14 protein-coding genes are annotated in these 20,558 nt (G+C 54.3%); 7 read left to right on the top strand and 7 right to left on the bottom strand.

Annotated elements, in window-relative coordinates; translation table 11 throughout:
* Nucleotides 1-30 precede the first annotated feature (30 nt).
* The 5 genes from DTL42_RS03960 to DTL42_RS03940 form a co-directional block, all read right to left on the bottom strand.
* Entirely contained in the window at nt 31-546 is a 516-nt protein-coding gene (locus DTL42_RS03960; protein ID WP_114367375.1) for a peptide chain release factor family protein, read from the bottom strand.
* A 7-nt stretch (nt 547-553) separates the two neighbouring features.
* A complete protein-coding gene (locus tag DTL42_RS03955) occupies nt 554-1,240 on the bottom strand; it encodes an SDR family oxidoreductase (protein ID WP_114367374.1) in 687 nt (228 codons plus the stop codon).
* Nucleotides 1,241-1,472: 232 nt separating this feature from the next.
* Complete coding sequence (locus DTL42_RS03950) at nt 1,473-1,892, bottom strand: hypothetical protein (RefSeq protein ID WP_114367373.1); 420 nt, start codon at nt 1,890-1,892, stop codon at nt 1,473-1,475.
* A gap of 206 nt (nt 1,893-2,098) precedes the next feature.
* Entirely contained in the window at nt 2,099-2,914 is an 816-nt protein-coding gene (locus DTL42_RS03945) for a DUF4105 domain-containing protein (protein ID WP_234824064.1), read from the bottom strand.
* Between the two features lie 160 nt (nt 2,915-3,074).
* The gene (locus DTL42_RS03940; RefSeq protein WP_114367371.1) at nt 3,075-3,866 is read right to left on the bottom strand and encodes an HAD-IIB family hydrolase; all 792 of its coding nucleotides are present in this window, start codon (nt 3,864-3,866) and stop codon (nt 3,075-3,077) included.
* A gap of 99 nt (nt 3,867-3,965) precedes the next feature.
* Between DTL42_RS03940 and DTL42_RS03935 the strand changes: the two genes are divergently transcribed.
* From DTL42_RS03935 to DTL42_RS03910, 6 genes are all read left to right on the top strand, one after another.
* Nucleotides 3,966-4,859 carry a PfkB family carbohydrate kinase gene (locus tag DTL42_RS03935; protein WP_114367370.1) on the top strand — a complete coding sequence of 298 codons (894 nt, stop codon included), beginning with the start codon at nt 3,966-3,968 and terminating at the stop codon, nt 4,857-4,859.
* 42 nt (nt 4,860-4,901) lie between these two features.
* Nucleotides 4,902-7,034: an HAD-IIB family hydrolase gene (locus DTL42_RS03930; RefSeq protein WP_114367369.1), complete on the top strand. Its 2,133-nt coding sequence runs from the start codon at nt 4,902-4,904 to the stop codon at nt 7,032-7,034.
* Nucleotides 7,018-9,000, top strand: coding sequence for an alpha-amylase family glycosyl hydrolase (locus tag DTL42_RS03925; RefSeq protein ID WP_114367368.1), 1,983 nt, complete (start codon nt 7,018-7,020; stop codon nt 8,998-9,000). Before DTL42_RS03930 ends, DTL42_RS03925 begins: the two co-directional genes overlap by 17 nt.
* A gap of 269 nt (nt 9,001-9,269) precedes the next feature.
* The gene (locus tag DTL42_RS03920; RefSeq protein ID WP_114367367.1) at nt 9,270-12,686 is read left to right on the top strand and encodes a DUF2126 domain-containing protein; all 3,417 of its coding nucleotides are present in this window, start codon (nt 9,270-9,272) and stop codon (nt 12,684-12,686) included.
* 54 nt (nt 12,687-12,740) lie between these two features.
* Nucleotides 12,741-15,290 (top strand): circularly permuted type 2 ATP-grasp protein, encoded by a 2,550-nt coding sequence (locus DTL42_RS03915; protein WP_234824063.1) that lies wholly within the window; start codon nt 12,741-12,743, stop codon nt 15,288-15,290.
* A 20-nt stretch (nt 15,291-15,310) separates the two neighbouring features.
* Nucleotides 15,311-16,234 carry a transglutaminase family protein gene (locus DTL42_RS03910; RefSeq protein ID WP_114367365.1) on the top strand — a complete coding sequence of 308 codons (924 nt, stop codon included), beginning with the start codon at nt 15,311-15,313 and terminating at the stop codon, nt 16,232-16,234.
* Nucleotides 16,235-16,322: 88 nt separating this feature from the next.
* On the opposite strand, the gene DTL42_RS03905 is transcribed toward DTL42_RS03910, so the two are convergent.
* Nucleotides 16,323-17,273 (bottom strand): alpha-E domain-containing protein, encoded by a 951-nt coding sequence (locus tag DTL42_RS03905; protein WP_114367364.1) that lies wholly within the window; start codon nt 17,271-17,273, stop codon nt 16,323-16,325.
* Between the two features lie 16 nt (nt 17,274-17,289).
* A complete protein-coding gene (locus DTL42_RS03900) occupies nt 17,290-18,675 on the bottom strand; it encodes a circularly permuted type 2 ATP-grasp protein (protein ID WP_114367995.1) in 1,386 nt (461 codons plus the stop codon).
* A gap of 507 nt (nt 18,676-19,182) precedes the next feature.
* Here DTL42_RS03900 and DTL42_RS03895 point away from each other — a divergent pair.
* Nucleotides 19,183-20,478 (top strand): alpha/beta hydrolase family protein, encoded by a 1,296-nt coding sequence (locus DTL42_RS03895; RefSeq protein WP_114367363.1) that lies wholly within the window; start codon nt 19,183-19,185, stop codon nt 20,476-20,478.
* Nucleotides 20,479-20,558: the final 80 nt, after the last annotated feature.

Genomic DNA, 20,558 nt, shown 5'->3' with positions numbered 1-20,558 from the left:
GGTTACGAAGTGTGTCAAGTGAACAGCCCCTCACTTCAGGGGCTTTAGGCCTGCTTTCGTGCGATGTTGGTTCAACATCGAGAACGCGGCAGGCTCGTTTTTCAGAAATTTAATCATTTGACTGGTCGAGCATTGCAATTGCTCAGCAGCAGCGGCCACTTCCCACCCCGTCGCATGTAACGCCGCGATCGCTTCCGCCAGTAACGAGGGAAAATCGTCGTGGGTTGGATTAATCGAGAGCTTTCCACTACGCAGCCGCGATCGCCACAGTTCGCTCGGCAGGCTGGACAGTTCGATCGTTGCTGGTGCTTCCACTGCCAGCACCACACGCAGGCGAAACAATGCGGCCTGACGGTTGGCCTCTTGCGAGCGTTTTTCGTTCGCCTCGGCACGCTTGCCGGTCGGCGTGTCGTGAATGACCACGGCTGTCTCGACTTTGTTGCGATGCTGCCCGCCTGGGCCTCCTCGGCGGAGACGTTTGATTTCGCAACGTTTCAGGAGCTCTGCCGCAGGCCAAGCAGCCGGGTGATCGATTCCCTGGGGCATGGTGGCTTTACTTCAGGATGCTGATGGATTGGCCGGTTTCTTCTTCCCCGAGCGACAAGATAAAGGGAACCGCATACTGGGCCCATTGTTCCGCAGTTGGGGCGCTGGCAGCTCCCTCGGCGAAGCACTTTTCCAGCATCTCGGTATGAATCATGCCGGGCCCTAGGGGGATCGCTGCCATACCAGCAGGAAGTTCCTGCGAAAGTGACTTCGTCAAACCTTCGATCGCGTATTTGGTGGCACAGTAAGGGCCGACTTCAGGAGAGGTGCTACGTCCCCAGCCGGAACTAAAGTTGACGATCACGCCAGATTTTCGTTCAACCATGGCAGGCACGAACGCCTTTAGCACATGGAAAACCCCTTTGATATTAATATCAACGATGTGCGAGAACTCGCTGGTAGGGACCAGCCACACCGGGTTGCTCTCGTTGATGATGGCCGCGTTGTTAATCAGCAGGTCGGGGACACCGAACGATTGAAGGACTTCGCTTCCCCAGCGTTCCACATCTTTATCGTTGGTCACATCAATCACATCAAAGCGATGCGGAGTGCCGTACTTTTCTGAGAGGGTGTCGATCTTATCGGCTGAGCGGCCACAACCAACAACGTGGTGGCCAGCGGCAATAAACCCATCGACCATCGCGCGGCCGAGGCCCTTGGTTACACCGGTAACGACTATTTTTCGCGAGGCCATGCGTGTGCTGCTTGTCTAGTAAGAGGACTACGTAGGAAAGCCGATGCGGCAGATCGCATTGGCATTCATTACAACGGTCCGCTTCCCCAGAAGCAACCAGGGGCACACAAAGCGTTGACTTAGGGGCGATTCGGTCAAGCGAAGATGTCAGGTCTTCGAGCGGCCCAAACGTTGACTCGCGTGAAGCGAGCGAACGAGGTTTTCTGCTGAAAAGCAAAAGGTTTTTATCGCGTTAGTTTTCGGACTTGGCCAGGGCGTCGATCTTCGGAGACAAGCCGCGCCGGTATTCGCGCGGGAGGAAATCCCGCTCGACAAGCTCCGGATCGTACTGCGTCCAGGTCTCTCGCATGTTCCGGCCCACCACACTTCGCATGATGTCGCCATCGCGCCACGTGGTGGTGTAGGTGCCGTCGCTCCATCGTTTACGGGGCACTTGCCAGGAGTTCTTCAATAGACGCCAGGCCGTTACGTGGAACCGGGCATCGCATTGCGACCATTCGTAAAAGATGATCTGGTCGAAGATCAAACGTCCTTGCGAATCGTAGTAGTGGTTCACCTCGATCAGGTCAACCTGATCCTCGACCACCGGTGCCGAAGGGGAAGCCCCCAGTACCATCCACAAAGCAGCTACCGAAAAAGTAACACCACTCATATCGTTCTCCCTAACGTTCCATCGTGTAAGGGGCATCGTATGCAGTTGAGTCGGGTGTATCTTTTATTCGAATTTCGGATAGAGCAATGTCGATTGATCAGGATTTGTGAAGAGGTGCGAAAAACCGTAGGAAAAAATGAAGAGGCAGTGCTAGCGTTTTTTGGCCCAGAAATGGGGCTGAGAAGCTGTTTTTGCTACCGATTTCGCTATCGACGAATCAGCTGCGAGAAGTCGGCATCGTCCCGATAACGCTCGGCGAGTTCGTTAATTTTTGACTCGCGATGTAGCTGTTCAAAGGGAATGCGGTTGTCTAGCAGGCCGAGCGAGTAAGCGTATTCGTCGCTGTAGCCCGGTAGAAGGATGCGCATGTCGTAGGGGATGCTTCGCGGCGAGATCTTGTTGACGTGCGAAACGATATTCGTGGTGCAGTTGTTGGTAAGCGTGTTGTAAAACTCAGGCCGAGCAGCTAATTGATTGGCGCGTTTCACGATGTCTAACAGCAATTCCTGCGCTTGTTCTGGCTGGGCAATCGTGTGATAGAGATAGACGTCGCTTTTGTAATAGTTCGAGCTAAGATTGATGATGTCGCGCTCGTCCCCAATCACATACATCAGCTCGTACTGGTTGAAAAAGCCTTTCCAGGCCGAGTATTCTTCGTGTGTTTCTTTGCGAATCTCGACTGACGAAACGAGATAATCACCATCCTTCATCCCAAAGCTAAGCATCGTGTGGGCGATACTAGGAGTGTCTTTAAACGGAACCACGATGAAGTCGACCGTTTGGACGTCGCTTAAACGAATTTCTTTGTCGTAATACTGTACGACGTAATCATCCGCCGTGGCATAACGACAATTGCGAACGTTGTGGATCGTGATCTTGTCGCCGTTGATCTCGCTGATTGGGAGTTTGGCCTGGTCCGGAGCCCAGGTCCGATTGTTGGAGGCGACAATTGTCTTGCAGCCAATGGTGCTGCTGACCAGACATAGCATGCCTGCCACCAATAGGAATTGGCTTCGGTGCATGTAAGCGTACGAACGTGTTGTCAGGCTCGGCGAGTTCACCAGGCAATCAAGGGGAAGGGAGAGATCGAAGTCGCGAATTTTCGCGCAGCAACTTATAGATTCCCAGTGCTGGCAACGCAACGTCAATTGAAGGTTTTGCTAGCGGATGCGAGCTCGCTTGCTAAACCAAGCCAAAGTGTTGGCAGCCGGCCAAGACGCCGCTGGTCGCTGTTTTCTCGGCCAAGTAGAGCCGGTCTAGTTGTTGGCAGTTTTCGAAATGAGTTCGTACGGTCTCGGCGAGCGCCCGATCGGCGTTCCCCACGACAATGGTCCGGTAGCCGGCGGTCAGGGCGGCCAGGTCGTTGCCGGAGTCACCCGCGAAAACGGTTTCCTCATTTGCCAGCCCGGTGTGCTTGGTCCACCACTGCAGGGCATGCGCTTTCGAGACATCCGCCGGCAGCAAATCGATAAGCCCATCCCCGTTAAACGGATCGACACTGCCAATCACGTTGTAAGGCATCGCATGTTCAGCCAAGGCTTGCCGCAGCATTTGAACTAGCGATTTCACTTGCGTGGCATCGCAGTAGAAGCTCAGCTTGAAGGTCCCTTGCTTCTCTTGCTCTTGCAAACGGAGCGCATCCCAAGCAGAAAACTTTTGCCGCACAACCTTGGTGGAATATTCTCCGACAATGGATTGCAGATGTTGTACATAGGGATTGGCGATATGAAATTCCTCGCCATCCCGATGATAAATCGAAGTGCCGACGTCGCAGATTACCCAATCTGGCTGTGGGAGAGAATGCCGTTGAATCGCGTCTTGAACGGAAGAAAGATGACGCCCGGTGACAAAAGTCAGCGTCACGTTTTGGGCCGCTAGGTGGTCGCCCAAGAGAGACAAGTCTCGTTCGTTTTCGGGATGGTTTTCTAACGGAATAAATGTGCCGTCTAGGTCGGTGGCCAGAACCTTGTTCACGGGAAAAGACCTTTGCTGATTTGTAGTTTACACGCTAGAGTGCTAAAACAATGTTTCTCAATTACTCAATAATTCAATCTATCAGCATAGCGAAGTTTCGTGTCGCACGACAAATCCAAACGTTCTCCGTTGATTCTCGGTGAAGTCCTCTTCGATTGTTTTCCTGATGGAAAGCAGGTTCTTGGCGGCGCGCCGTTTAACGTGGCTTGGAATCTGCAAGGAATGGGATTCGAGCCGTTGATGGTCTCCGCAATAGGTGACGATGCCGAAGGCGAAAAAGTCCTCGCGGCGATGTCCACATGGGGCATGCGGCAAGATCAGATCCAAACGTTTGCTGAGAAGCCAACCGGCGCCGTCGAGGTTACGATTCAGAATAATGAACCGAACTTCGATATCTTAAAAGATCGTGCCTGGGATTTCATTCAGCCCCCCTCGATCGACGATTACCAGTCGTTCTCGTATTTGTATTACGGCAGTCTGGCTTACCGGAGTGAGCAAACGGCAGCAACCATTCGCCGAGTAATCGCGGAAAGCCAATTGCCTCGTTTTGTCGATCTGAATATCCGGCCACCCTGGTTTCAGGAAGACTGGGTGAGCACGCTGGTCGATGGGGCAGAATGGTTGAAATTAAACCACGACGAACTCCAGAAACTCACTGGCATATCTTGCGATTCACGCGAGAATGTTCGCCAAGCGGTCGAAAAATTCCGTAATGTTCATAAAGTCGCCAATTTCTGCATAACATCTGGCTCTAAAGGCGCTTATTTGGCCACAGCGGATGGTGATGGCATCGAAATTGCAGTAACCAAGCCAGATCCTCTCGTCGACACGGTCGGGGCAGGGGATGCTTTTGCGTCAGTTCTTCTAGCAGGACTGATTGAGGGACGCCCACTGCGACAGGTTGGCGAAGCGGCGTCCCGATTTGCCGGGAAAGTATGTCAGAATAACGGAGCGACTTGTCGCGACAAATCGTTCTACGAAAACGTGTTTTGATACTCAGATCCCACAACCAACAACCTTAAAAATTGATTCTCTATGAAGATCGCACTGATCAGCTTACATGGCTTAATCCGCGCGAAAGATCCCGAGTTAGGTCGGGACGCCGATACTGGTGGCCAAGTCAAATATGTTCTTGAATTGGCCGAAGAACTCGCAAAACAGCCAGGCGTGACCGAGGTTGAACTTCTCACCCGGCAAATTATTGATGATCGGGTGTCTCCCGAATATGGGCTCGTAGAAGAGCCGATTTGCGAGAATGCGAAAATCGTGCGCATTCCTTTCGGCCCCAAGCGTTATATCCGCAAGGAATCGCTCTGGCCGTATATCGAGTTTTTCGTCGATCAGGCGTTGGCCTATTATCGCCGGGCTGGCTTGCCTGATTTGATCCATGGTCACTATGCCGATGCCGGCCTTGCCGGCGCGCAACTGGCCCGCTTGCTGCATATACCGTTTGTCTTCACCGGCCACTCGCTGGGGCGCGTTAAACAGCAGCGGTTGATCGACAAGGGGAAATCGCTCGAAGACCTCGAACGTCGTTACAAGCTTGCGCAGCGAATTGAAGCGGAAGAGGTCGCCCTCGAAACGGCTTCGATGGTTGTGGCCAGTACGAATCAAGAAGTCGAACAGCAGTACGAGATTTACGAAAATTACGTGCCGGGTCGGATGGAAGTCATTCCGCCAGGCGTTAACCTGAATTCTTTTTCCGCTCCTCAATCTCAGGATGAGAAGTACACGATTGGTCCAGCAATCGAACGCTTCTTACGGCACCCGGAAAAGCCCCCATTGATTGCGATGGCGCGCCCTGACGAGCGAAAAAACCTGGAAATGCTCGTGAAGGTCTACGGCGAGAGCGAACGTCTCCGCGAGCTTTCCAACTTGGTGCTGGTGATGGGAACGCGCGAAAAGCTGAAGGACTTGGCTTCCTCGCAGCGGCGCATCGTCGAGCATATTCTCGGCAAGATCGACGACTACGACCTCTATGGTTCGGTCGCGTATCCCAAGATGCACGCGCCGAGCGATGTCCCTGATATTTACCGTTGGTGTAAACAGCGCCGCGGCGTGTTCGTGAACCCTGCATTGACCGAGCCATTTGGCCTCACGCTGTTGGAAGCAGCCGCAACCGGTTTACCGATCGTTGCTACGAACGATGGGGGTCCGCGTGATATCGTTGCCAATTGCCACAACGGTATCTTGGTCGATCCGCTGGACCCTGAGGCGATCGAGAAAGCGTTGCTCCGTATGCTGACTGAGCCCAGCCAATGGGACGATTGGTCGGAAAAAGGCGCCGCCGGTGCGAAGAAATATTATTCGTGGGGCAATCACGCCAAGCGATATTGGCGCGATATTAACGATATTGTCGACCACTCGGCCAAGCCGGTTTTGGCAGCGAATTCCAAGGTTCGCCGCATGCCAAATTTCGATCGGCTGATCATCACTGACCTGGATAACACGCTAACCGGCGACGATGACGCTTTACGCGAATTGCTGGAAACCATTAAAGAGCACGAGTACATCGGTTTTGGTATTTCCACCGGCAGACGACTTGATAGCGCGATGGAATTAATCGAGGAAATGCGTCTGCCGCGTCCCGATTTGATTTGCGCTGCGGTCGGTACCGAGTTGTACTATGGCGAAAGCCTGACGAACGATCGAAGCTGGCGAAAACAAATCGGCTTGCATTGGACACCGGACGAGATTCGTAAATTATTCGAGAACGTCGATGGTATCTTTGTGCAAGACGATTGTCAGCAGTCCGAATTCAAAATCAGCTTCGACCTAGATACATCGGTCGCTCCGAGTATCTCGAAGGTGAAGAAAATGCTCCGCGAGGCGGGAATTCGCGGGCGGGTTGTCTTTTCACGGGGAATGTATTTAGACATCATTCCGAATCGAGGCGGCCCAGGGGTGGCAGTTCGTCACGTGCTTTATAAATGGGGCTTTTCCCCTGAAAAAGTGCTTGTCGCGGGGGATAGCGGCAATGACGAAGGAATGCTGAAGGGACGTACGCTTGGAGTGGTTGTAGGGAATTATAGCCCTGAGCTCGAAAAGCTACGTGATTGGCCAAGAATCTATTTCGCGGAAGGGCATCATGCGCGAGGTATCCTGGAGGGAATCAATTACTACCAGTTCTTAGATAACATCACGATACCCAATGATCGTCACGAGTAGAAACGGACAACCCGAACAATTGCACGTCGAGGCCGATATCACGCTCAAGCGGGTTTTGCCTCGGTTAGATGCAATTTGGTCGGACGAAGATCGCTCGTCTGGTCTCGCACGCGACTTTCAGAACCGCTTGATTGCCGAGTGGCCCCGATTGTTTCGCCTGCTCTACACGTTGTACAGCGGTCGCTACGATTTCTTCTATCACCTGGAAGAAATCCTTTACACGGCGGCACGTGGCTGGCAACAGCGTAGTGACGAGTTGCGCGCCCAAGACGACCATCGTCTGAACGACCCTACCTGGTTTCAATCGGAACGAATGGTCGGTGGTGCGCTGTATGTCGATCTTTTCTCCGAGAATTTGAAGAAGCTGCGCGAGTGCATTCCGTACTTCACGGACTTAGGGCTAACCTATGTCCACCTGATGCCGCTGTTTGCCGTTCGCCCTGGCGATAACGACGGGGGCTACGCGATCAGTAATTATCGGAGCGTCGATCCCCGCCTGGGGACGATTGACGATCTACGTGAATTGGCCGACGAATTCCGGGCCGCTGGGATCTCGCTCGTCCTTGATTTCGTCTTCAATCATACCTCGGACGACCACTACTGGGCTCAGCATGCTCAGGCCGGAGACGCCGAGTATCAGCAGTTTTATTATTGCTTCCCCGATCGTACGGTGCCTGATCAGTACGAACGGACCTTGCGCGAGATCTTCCCGACCGTACGCCGAGGTAACTTTACCTGGCACGACGGAATGCAGAAGTGGGTCTGGACCACATTCAATAGCTTCCAATGGGATCTGAATTACCACAATCCGGCTGTCTTCCGCGCGATGTTGGAAGAGATGCTTTTTATCGCCAACACGGGTGTCGATATCTTGCGGCTAGATGCGGTGGCGTTCATTTGGAAGCGAATGGGGACCAACTGCGAAAACCTGCCGGAGGCTCACATACTGATTCAAGCGTTCAACTGCTTGGCCGGTATTGCGGCGCCCGGGTTGGTGTTCAAATCGGAAGCGATCGTGCATCCCGATGAAGTGGTCAAGTACATCGACCCACACGAGTGTCAGATCTCGTACAATCCGACCTTAATGGCCCTATTGTGGGAATCTTTGGCCACGCGAAATACGCGGCTGCTGAAGAAATCGCTGAGTCATCGTCACCGGCTACCTAGCGGGACGGCGTGGGTGAATTACTTGCGTTGCCACGACGATATCGGCTGGACTTTCGACGACGAAGACGCCGCTCAACTCGGGATTCAGGGATACGACCATCGACAATTCTTGAACCACTTTTACACAGGACAATTCCCTGGTTCGTTTGCCCGTGGGGTTCCCTTTCAGCACAACCCTGCCACCGGCGATATGCGGATTTCAGGCACGTTGGCCTCGTTGGCTGGGTTGGAACAGGCGATCGAATTTCAAGATCCGAAACTCATCGAGATGTCGGTCCGCCGGATGTGCTTGCTGTATGGCATTACGCTCAGTATCGGCGGCATTCCTTTGCTGTACCTCGGCGAGGAGTGGGGGATGCTCAACGATTATGATTTCGTGAAAGATCCCGCCAAAGCAGGCGATACCCGCTGGATTCATCGTCCCAAGATGAAATGGGAATATCTCCAAAACTTCAAACAAAACGTCGACGAGCAGAACGGTTCTATCCGCGGGAAGATTTTTAAGTCGATCCAACGGCTTATCTCTTTACGGCAGAAACTGCCCTCCCTTTCGGGGCAGCAAATGGACTTGGTTCCGATCGATAATCCGCATGTGCTTGGTTTTGTACGCCATTTCGAGGGGAATCGTACTTTGATTTTGGCGAACTTCACCGAAGAAGAGCAGCGCGTGCCTGCCAACAATATCCGTACCGGAGGCTTGGGACGTTTCTTCCAAGACCTGATCACCGAGACCGAGATTGCGACGCATGATGATCTGATTATGCAGCCGTACGGACTATTGTGGCTGGAAAGGATCTAAGATCCGATTAATCTTTCATTGGCCCCATTTCAGGCCATGAGTGCCCAAATTTTTAGCACTTTCCAGCACGACACGATCTAAGTGTTAGGTTTCTGGCATCGCTGGGCGATTGGCGCATGATTTGCATCCTGGTTGGGTGGATCGTGCCAATTGTGGCCAATTTGCCGGCACTAACGCGCTAAATATAGACCCCCATTATAGGCGAGAGTTCGGTAGGCCCGACGCACCCCGGCTTTCTCTCCCGCGATTCGACATCTTTAGAGGCTTCCATGGCGATCCTGACGGCTTTGCATCATTCCACCACGTATCACTACGATCGCAAGATCGCACTTGGGGCACAAACGATTCGTTTGCGACCGGCACCCCATTGCCGAACTCCGATTCACAGTTATTCGCTGCGAATTAGTCCCAAGCCACACTTTCTGAACTGGCAGCAAGATCCTCATGGCAACTTCGCCGCCCGAGTTGTCTTTCCGGAGAAGGTCGATCACTTCACGGTTGAAGTCGATCTGGTAGCGGAAATGACGGTGATCAACCCGTTCGACTTCTTCCTCGAGCCATCGGCTGAGAACTTCCCGTTTCAATACAGCGAGCCGTTAAAGGCCGACTTGGCGCCCTTTTTGGAAATGGAGCCTCAAGGGCCGCTGTTGACCGAATACTTGAAAGGCGTCGACCTTACGCCACGCCGCATCGTCGACTTCCTGGTCGATATCAACCGGCGATTGCAGCAAGACGTCAACTACACCGTTCGTCTTGAACCGGGCGTCCAAACCCCGGAAGAGACGCTTAATCGGCGGCTTGGTTCGTGCCGCGATTCGGCTTGGTTGTTGGTGCAGATGCTGCGTCACTTCGGCTTGGCGGCTCGGTTTGCTTCCGGCTACATCTGTCAATTAACGCCAGATATCAAGTCGCTCGACGGTCCTTCGGGGCCGGAGCAAGATTTCACCGATCTGCATGCTTGGGCGGAAGTCTTCCTGCCTGGGGCAGGCTGGGTGGGGCTCGACCCAACTTCTGGTTTGATGGCCGGAGAAGGGCACATTCCCTTGGCCTGTACGCCCTCTCCGATGACTGCGGCTCCTATTTCTGGCGCATTGGAAAAGTGCGAAGTCACGTTTGACTTCGATATGAACATCACCCGCTTCCACGAAGACCCGCGCGTCACGAAGCCGTACACCGACGAAGAGTGGAACAACATTCAGTCGCTAGGGCACGAGGTCGACGAGCATCTGGCCAAAGTTGGCATCAAGATGACAATGGGAGGAGAGCCCACGTTTGTCTCGATCGACGACATGGAAGGCGATGAATGGAACACGGCCGCCGTCGGCCCAACCAAACGCATTTTGGCCGACAAGCTGATGAAGCGGCTATATAAACGCTTCGGGGAAGGGGGCTTCCTGCATTACGGCCAAGGCAAATGGTACCCTGGCGAATCGCTGCCACGCTGGGCTTTCCGCTGCTACTGGCGACAAGATGGCGAACGGATTTGGCAAGATCCGGCGCTGCTTGCCGACGATGGTGTCGACTACGGTCACGATGCCGACATGGCGATGCAGTTCTCGCGACGCCTGGCCGAACAACTCGGTGTTGAGCCTGCCCACGTTAGCTACGGCTACGAAGACGCGTTCTACTACACGTGGATGGAACGTCGCTTGCCAGCCAATGTCGATGTTCATAACTCGAAACTAGAAGACGAAGAAGAACGCTCGCGGATCGCGAAGGTGTTCGAGCAAGGGCTTACTTCGCCGGTTGGTTGTGTCTTGCCCATCCGTTACTTGTGGTGGACACCACAACCTTGCTGGGAAAGTGGCGAGTGGGTTGTCCGCAGCGATGAACTGTTCCTTATTCCTGGCGACTCGCCAATGGGGCTCCGGCTGCCGCTGAAATCGTTGATGTATGAAAGCGAAGGTCAGGCCGCAGCTTTGTTCCCGCTCGATCCGATGGCCGAAGCGGCGCCGTTGCCTTCGTACGAAGAATTCATGGCCCGCCGTTCACCGGCGATGGTCGGAGGCGATTCTGGCAAACCGTGGTCGGTGAAGACTAGTGGGGGCGACGACTATCGAACGGCCTCTCGCCCACAAGGGATCAGCGGTCAGAGTTTGGAATCGGATCAGTTCTTTTCGGCAGGCGAATGGAATGGTAGTAGCGGCGGCGTTAGTCCGCTCAATCCCGTGATTCGCACGGCGATGTGCATCGAGCCTCGCAACGGTTGCCTGCATGTTTTCATGCCGCCGGTCGATCGAATTGAAGGGTATCTCGAACTGCTTACCGCCGTCGAAGCAACGGCCGCCTCGTTGAATACGCCCGTGATCATCGAAGGTTACTTGCCGCCGCACGACGATCGGATTCAGCACCTGAGCGTCACCCCGGACCCTGGCGTGATTGAAGTCAATATTCATCCCGCCAATACCTGGCAGGAATTGGTCGATATCACGACCGGCGTGTACGAAGACGCTCACCACACCCGCCTGGGAACGGAAAAGTTCAATCGCGACGGCACGCATACCGGCACCGGCGGTGGTAACCATGTGGTCTTGGGTGGCCCGACTCCAGCGGAAAGCCCTTTCCTGAAACGACCTGACATTCTGCGTAGTTTGATTGGCTACTGGCACAATCATCCTTCGTTGTCCTACTTGTTTAGTGGCAATTTTATCGGCCCCACAAGCCAGGCCCCGCGTGTCGACGAAGGACGTCGGGATGCGATTTACGAATTGAAGATTGCCTTCGAGCAAATCCCCGACAAGGGGCATTTCTCGCCTTGGCTGGTCGACCGCGTGTTCCGCAACTTGTTGGTCGATATCACCGGTAACACCCACCGGGCCGAATTCTGTATCGACAAGTTGTTCTCGCCTGATAGCTCCTCAGGACGTAGAGGGCTGCTTGAGTTCCGCGCCTTCGAGATGCCACCCCATGCTCGGATGAGCCTCACGCAGCAGCTTTTGCTGAGGGCTTTGATGGCTCGCTTCGCCGAGACCCCCTATAAGGCCCCTTTGGTCGACTGGGACACGAGCCTGCACGACCGCTTTATGCTGCCACACTTCAATTATCAAGATTTTGAAGATGTTATTGAAGAAACTCAGGAAGCCGGTTTCCGCGTGGAACCGTACTGGTTCCTGCCTCACTTCGAGTTTAAATTCCCCAAAATCGGGGAGTTTTCTCACCGTGGCGTTCAGGTCGAGCTGCGCAAAGCGATCGAGCCGTGGTATGTGCTGGGCGAAGAGTCTGGCCAGGGCTTTACCGCTCGGTACGTTGACTCGTCGTTAGAGCGATTGCAGGTTAAGATCAAGGGAGCCATCCCTGGTCGGCACTTTATGACGTGTAACGGACGCCGCATTCCGCTGCACCCCACTGGGACCGAGCAGGAATTCGTCGCTGGCGTACGCTATCGCGCTTGGCAGCCCCCAAGCTGCCTACACCCAACGATACCGGTAGACGAACCGTTAACATTCGACCTATATGATGCCTGGTTTGAGCGAAATTTGGCGGGATGCCGCTACCACGTTGGGCACCCTGGCGGAAATAATCCAGAAGTGTTCCCCGTGAACGCTTTCGAGGCAGAGTCGCGCCGCGGTACCCGTTTTGAAAGAATGGGGCATACGCCCGGCTACGTGCCGCTGCCTCCGGAAGAGTCCTCGAGTGAATTCCCCTTCACGCTTGATATGAGAAGGGGTAAAACCAAGCATCTGTAATCCCCATGCGTCCGGCAGCGCGGCCCCTCACGATTGGTTAGATCCGAGGACTTGGTGACCAGAATTCCTGCACAAAACGATGCTACGTCCGACTTATTCGCGTCGTACAAGCCGCTAGGCGATGTGTACGACGAGTTTCATGACGGTACGCAAGTGCGTCCTCATTGGCAAAGTTACGTAAATGGGATGCGGGAAATTGGGGCGGTCGAGTTTCAGCGTCGCTGGAACCAGATGCAGAAGGTGCTCGACCGAACCGGCATGGCCTATGTCGGGGCTGGCAATAGCAGCCCCGAGCAAGATCGCCGAGCCCGCCCCTGGGAGCTTGATCCGCTACCGGTCCTGTTTCCGGCGGCCGAGTGGGGGCATATCGTTCAGGGATTAAAGCAACGGGGCCGCTTGCTGCAGATGGTCTTGCAGGATCTATACGGCCCGCAAGAGCTCGTGCGTAGCGGTGTGCTGCCAGCGGAGGTGCTGTTTCGGCACCCTGGGTACTATCGCTGTTTTCACGGGCAAAATCCTCCTAGCGGCAACTATCTTTACTTCTATGCGGCAGACCTCTCTCGTTCGCCGGATGGAAGCTGGTGGGTGCAAGGGGACCGTAGCGAATCTCCTTCCGGAAGCGGTTTCGCACTCGAAAACCGGATCATTCAATCCCGAATGACTCCTAGCTTGTTCCATCGCGAGAATGTTCAGCGATTGGCTGGCTATTTCATGATGGTCAAGGAAGCTGTGCTGCGATCTTGTTCGCGGGTTACCAATCCACGCGTCGTGATTCTTAGCAACGGCTCGGAAAGTTCTAACTACTTCGAGGATGCCTACCTGGCCCGCTATTTGGGCTACACGTTGGTCGAGCCTGGAGATCTTGCCGTTCGTGGGAACCGCGTGATGCTGAAGACGCTCGGCGGGCTTTTGCCGGTCGACGTGATCCTTCGTCGCCCGAATAGCGATCAATGCGACCCGCTCGAAATCGGCCAATGCACAGGGGGAATTGCTGAACTGCTGCAAGTTTGCCGCATGAAAAATGTGGTGGTGCTCAATCCGCTAGGCTCCGGCATTGTCGAATCACCGATCTTCATGACCTTCATGCCCCAGTTGTGCCAGCATTTGTTAGGCGAACCGTTGCTGTTGCCGGGCGTGGCGACTTGGCGCTGCGGCGATTCCGATGCGTTAGGCTATGTACTCGATAACATCGATAACCTGGTGATCAAGCCCGCTTATCGCCGTCGTGGTACGCGAACACCCGTGTACCGGGTGACTAGCGAAGAGCAGAAGGATAAGCTGGTTCGCATGATCCAGGCCGACCCGGCCATGTTTGTTGCTCAAGAGCAAGTCGCTCGCTCGACCAGCCCGGTCTACGAACGTAAGACGCTACGGCCAGCTCATATTGCCATGCGAGCGTTCGGTGTGATGGGGCAGAGCGAATTTGAGATCATGCCTGGCGGGCTCGTTCGGCTGACCGGCGAACTGCAACCGTTGGAAGCTTCGCTACAAGTTGGAGAACGGAGCAAAGACGCCTGGGTGCTTTCGTCCGCTCCGATTGCCCGGGTTACCCTGCTCAAGCAACCGGAACATGGCGTCGAACTGAAACGAACCGGTGGCGAACTGCCTAGCCGTATCGCGGAGAACTTGTTCTGGCTAGGACGCAACTTAGAACGGGCCGACGTAACGGCTCGGGTTCTGAGAACCACCATCTCGCGGCTGACCAGTGAAGAACAAATCGACGAAATGCCCGAGGTGATCATCCTGTTGCGGACGATGGCCGAGATGGGCATGATCGAAACGGGTTACGGCGTGACCGAAATTCGTAAGCAGCTGCCGCCGATCGAGCGAAACCTGGCAGCCAACATCTTCGACGAACAAAACTCGATGAGTTTACGTTCGATCGTGACACAGATCTTCCGGTTGACGTCCCGTAGTCGTGATCGTGTTTCCTCTGATAGCTGGCGAGTTCTACATCGTGTCGATCAAGGCTTTCAGCCTCCCAAGGCAGGCTATTGGGACCTTTCCGACTGTTTGGCTTTGTTAGATGACTTGGTTCTCGACTTAGCCGCGTTTAGCGGGATCATCTCGGAAAGCATTACGCGAACTCAAGTTTATCATTTCCTGGATATGGGCCGCCGGATGGAGCGGGCCACGCAAAGTTCGCGATTGATGCGAAACTGCTTAGTGCTTCCTGCAGGAGATTTATCCTCGATCCTGGAGGCACTGCTGGAGATTTCGGATAGTTTAATCACGTACCGCTCGCGTTACCTGGAAGAAATGCACTTGGGTGCTGTACTCGACTTGCTGGTGACCGACGAAACGAATCCCCGGTCGATTGCCCGCCAGTTAGCTCAACTGCTCGATCACGTCAACGGCTTGCCCAGCGTTGGCAAGCATGCCGGCTACACGGTCGAGCAGCGTCTGGCGATGTCGATGTTGCACGAGGTTCGCATGTTTGATGTGACCCGCGTTCGTGCGCCCGATGCCCTTGTCGCCGGAGAGTCGCTACACTTACTGCTGCAAGAGATTGAGTCGCTGCTGCCGAAACTTTCGGATATTGTGACGCAAAGATATTTGGTTCACTCGATGCCCCAGTCTCACCTGGTTGAGATTCGCCCCTAAGCTTTCAGACGGTCAGAAGCGTGCGTTACCAAGTTCAGCACAAGACTGCCTATACCTATTCCGAACCTGCTTCGGTGGCCCACAATTTGTTGCATCTGCGTGTACCGACGATGCTGCGGCAGAGCGTGGAAGATTTCGCCTTGCTGGTTGAACCCAAGCCGCGTTCGATCGTCTCGCGAACGGACTATTTTGGCAATCAGGTCCATTATTTTTCGTTGAGCGAACCGCACGACGGAATGACGATTACTTCGACGAGCCGTGTGACGGTCAAGCCAACCGTCGTACCTAGCATGTCGCCAGCTTGGGAAGTACTCGTATCTGCTGGGCGATCGAATGATTTTCCGCTGGAGGTACGCCAGTTCCTGTTTCCTTCGCGGCACATCGGTATGCTGCCCAGCTTGGCCGAATACGGCAAGGCCGCGTTCACCAAGGGGCGGCCTATTATCGAAGCAGCCACGGAATTAACCACGCGGATCTTCAAAGATTACAAGTACGACTCAACCGTGACCAGCATTCAAACACCGCTGGAGGAAGTCGTGCGTCAACGTCACGGTGTGTGCCAAGACTTCGCCCACGTTGGCATTGGTGCCCTAAGAGCCCTGGGCCTGCCGGCACGTTACGTAAGCGGGTATCTGCGTACCGCACCTCCTCCGGGCAAGCCGCGTTTGGTGGGAGCAGATGCTTCCCATGCTTGGTTCTCGGTTTTTTGCGGAACCGAGATCGGCTGGATTGATTTTGATCCAACCAATAATGTCGTGGCCAGCACCGACCATATCACCCTGGCTCATGGTCGTGACTTCGAAGACGTTTCGCCCATTCAAGGAGTCGTCATGGGAGGCGGCACCCGTACGATGCGTGTGGGCGTCGATGTCATGCCGCTAGACGCCGGTTCGCCACCCACATCTCAGCCCGGCCAGCCCTCGCAACAGCAGCGACAGGGCTAAATTACCAGTCTATTTTACCTCAACGGTTTCCTTGGCACCGAGTGGGGAAGCTCTACGGAAAAGCTTGCCCACTCGCTTCGCTTGGCAACTAGACCGGCTGCAAGCTGAAAAACGTTGTGCCGATCGATTCTCCGACCGAGTTCAATCGAGTCTGGAAATCATCGATGAACTCGTGCAGACCTCGTCCGATGATGTCCGTGGCACTGGTAAATGCGAACTCGGCACGAAGCTGCCCAAGACGCTGCTCTGGTAAGTTCGTGAACCCTTCGATATCGCTCCCGGTGATCGCGTGCAGCGATTCGTTGGCCCGCGTTAGGCAGTGGAGCACGGCTCGCGGGAATTCTTTGTCGAGCATCAAGAAGTCGACCACGTTGTGCGGTGTAATGCGGCCAAAACGTTGGCGATACATTTCATACGCACTCGCCGAGCGAAGCAGTGCCGCCCATTGCAAGTCGTCGAAAGGGCTACCGACGTGCTGGGGACTGGGAAGCAGAATGTAATACTTCACGTCCAAAATACGAGACATCTTGTCGGCACGTTCCAGGAACCTGCCTAACTGGCAAAAGTGCCAACCTTCGCCGTGAGTCATCGTGGCATCGGTCACGCCCACAAACTGCTGGCCCGAATTTCGGACGGCGTCGTAAAAGTCGTGTAAGTCGTCGAGAATCCCCTCGGCGTCTCCCACGTCTTTGACCATTAAGTAAAAACGATTGATATGCTCCCACATTTCGGCGGAAATCCGTTCCCGAATGCTCCGCGCGTTTTCTCGCGCGTTGATCAAACAGGTAAGAATCGAATTCGGATTCTTCCGGTCGAAGGTGAGGAACTCAATGACATTCCGTTTGGTGGCTTCCCCGTAGGTCTCCGAGAACATCTCGTTATCCCCGGTGGTCGTAACCAACGGGCGCCACTGCTGATTGCCAGCGGTGGACAAATCCATACTGATGTTCAAGTTGACCGCGATGAAACGGGCTACGGCTTCGGCCCGTTCGATATATCGGCTGGTCCAATAGATCGAGTCGGCGACGCGACTTAACATGAAGAACCTTTCTCTCCTACACGACCCAGGTGTCTTTGCTTCCGCCCCCCTGGGACGAGTTGACCACGAGCGAACCCTTTCGCAGGGCTACACGTGTCAGTCCGCCAGGCAAAACGTAGATGTCTCGTCCATAGATGATAAACGGTCGCAGGTCGACGTGTCTCCCCTCCAAGTGATCATCGATGATGACCGGAGCTCGAGATAGAGATAAAGTCGGCTGAGCGATATAGTTTCGTGGATTTGCCTTGATCAAATCGACAAATTTGGCATGCTCTTCCTTGCTGGCGCGAGGACCAATCAGCATGCCGTAGCCGCCTGATTCGTTGGCCGGTTTGACGACCATCTCGGCGATGTTCTTAATCACATGATCGCGCTGCTTATCGTCCCAGCAAACGAACGTAGGGACGTTCGGCAAGATGGCGTCTTCGCTCAGATAATACTTGATCATGTCCGGAACGTAAGCGTAGATCACCTTATCGTCGGCAATTCCGGTGCCTGGGGCGTTGGCCAGGGCGACGTTGCCGGCGCGATAGGCGTCCATGATGCCAGGCACGCCCAGCATCGAATCTTTGCGGAATGCTTGCGGATCGATGAAATCGTCGTCGATGCGGCGGTACAGGACATCCACGCTACGCAGCCCTTTGGTCGTGCGGGCGTAAACGCGTCGATCGCGAACGACCAAGTCGCGTCCTTCGACCAGTTCCACCCCCATTTGTTGGGCTAGGAACGAATGTTCAAAGTAAGCGGAGTTATAAATACCAGGCGAAAGGACCGCGACTTGCGGTTTCTCGATATGCTCAGGCGCCAAGTAATTCAGGGCGTCGAGCAATTGGCTGCAGTAGTCGTCGACCGGGCGAACGAACTGCGCCTCGAACAAGCCGGGGAACGTTTGTTTCATTAACTGCCGGTTTTGCAGCACGTAGGAAACGCCAGACGGGCAACGAAGATTGTCTTCCAGAACATAGAACTCGCCATCCCCATCACGTACCAAGTCGGTTCCGGTGATATGGCACCAGATCCCATGGGGTGGATTTAAACCAACGCATTGGGGGCGGAACGAACTGGCCGAGCGGACCACGTGTTCAGGGATGACGCCATCCTTCAAGATCTTTTGATCGTGGTAGATGTCGTCGATGAACATGTTCAGCGCGATGATGCGCTGCTTCAAGCCCTTCGAGATCCACGACCAATGTTCGCCTTGGATGATCCGAGGAAGGATGTCGAACGGAATAATCCGCTCGGTTCCTTCTTGCTCGCCGTAAACATTGAACGTGATTCCTAAGCGAATCATCGAGCGTTCAGCGGCTGTCTTTCGCTTGCGAAGGTCGTTGGAAGTGAGCTCTTGAATGTGTTGGTATAGCAGTTGGCAGTTGGTACGCGGGGAACCACCAGGTGAGAACATTTCGTCGTAGAACTCACCAATGTCGTAGTCCGCAATCAAATTGGGCTCGGAGGTGTATTTTTGAGACTGCGTTTGCCCTTGCACGTCATTCTTCTCCTAATGAGAAATCTAGTGGGGCCAGATTGATCCGCCGGGGAGGATGTCCCGCTTTGGCAAAGTGGGATGGAATGTTGCCTGTGGCCTCCCTGAGGTAACACTCCTTCTTATTGCATTTGTCGTGCCAAGTATGGCCTAGGTAGCAAGGTGCGAAAAACATAAAGCCCGTGGTCATTATTACTTACAGCTATTTTGAGCAAGGGCTCAACTATTTCTGGATTCCCTTTTTGTGCCTATTATGTGTGCAGCGGTAAGGGAATCGGTTTTAGCATTATGAAGTTTCGTCGAGGTAACGCTTTGTGGCGCGAGAGTAGCTATCGGCGATCGGGTCATCAAACCCTCGTGCCGTTGACGGTTCAAGGTTAAGATAGAAAAAATCTCACCCCCTAACCTGCAAGCGACTTCTTCTCTATGCACGCCACGGATCTTCTGCGACGCATCATTCGCGATACGAGTTTATTGTTCGGTTGTTGGCTACTGATTTCATCATCGGTCTTTGCCGAAGATGTGATCCAGCGTTCAGCCAATCTTCCTAAAACTCAGCCTTGGGATTTAGCGAAGTTGTCGGTTGCACCGAAGTTTACTTGGATCGATCAAAAGTCGCCGGTTCGATCGTTGACTTATGTTGGCGAAAACTATCAAGGACACCCGACGAGTGTCTTCGCCTATTATGCGACACCTGGCAGCATAATGGGAGACGAAAGTCTCGATAAAGATTTGCCGGCGGTTGTTTTAATTCATGGAGGTGGTGGAACGGCCTTTCGGGAATGGGCTGAATTGTGGGCCAAGCGAGGCTATGCTGCGATTGCCATGGACCTGGCCGGAGCTCGCCCGATTGAAGGCCAGAACCCACACGATCACAAGAATCGCACTCGTTTGCCCGATGGCGGCCCGAACCAGACCGACCAAGAAAAGTTTCAGGCCATCGATCAGCCCGTTACCGAGCAGTGGCAGTATCATGCGGTGGCCAACGCCATCTTGGCCCATTCTTTGATTCTCAGCTTTCCGGAAGTCGATGCCGAACGCAGCGCGGTGACCGGCATCAGTTGGGGAGGCTATCTCACGTGTATCGTGGCTGGTGTCGATACCCGCTTCGATGCCGCCGTGCCTGTTTATGGCTGTGGCTACTTGCTGGACAACAGTGTCTGGCTAATACAGTTCGCCGCCATGTCGCCCGAGCAGCGCAAGCGGTGGCAAACATTGTGGGAACCTTCGCAGTATCTGCCAGCGGTAGAAATGCCGATTTTGATGGTCAACGGCACCAACGACTTCGCCTATCCGCTGGATAGCTACATGAAGAGCTATCACGCCGTACCAGTCGCTGCCGACAAGCAGTTGGCAATCACCGTGAAGATGCCGCATGGGCATACCGTGGGGTGGGCTCCGCCGGTGATCGGTCGGTTTATCGATCAGCATCTACGAAAATCGGAAACGCTGCCTAAGCTGGCTTTGCCAATAGTAAACGGCGAAAACGTCCAACTTGAAATCATCGCAGGAAAACCAACTCAGGCCGCAATTCACTGGACAGCCGATGCCAAGCCGGTAAACCAACACGAGTGGCAATCGCGCGAGGCCACCCTGCATGCTGGCAAGGTCATCGCCCCGAAACCGCCGGAAGACGCTAAAATTTGGTTTATGACCGTTACCACCGAGGATGGAAGTACCATCAGCAGTGAAATCGTCTTGGCCGACTCGGCGAACAATTAACCTTGAGGGTTTCACCGCCAACTTAACCAGGGCAACTCACGAAAGCCTGTGAATTCGTGGATAGAATGCCTGGCCAGAGT

This window comes from Bremerella cremea (genome assembly GCF_003335505.1).
GTDB classification, from domain to species: Bacteria; Planctomycetota; Planctomycetia; order Pirellulales; family Pirellulaceae; genus Bremerella; species Bremerella cremea_A.
This window is presented reverse-complemented; position numbering and strand designations above follow the sequence as displayed.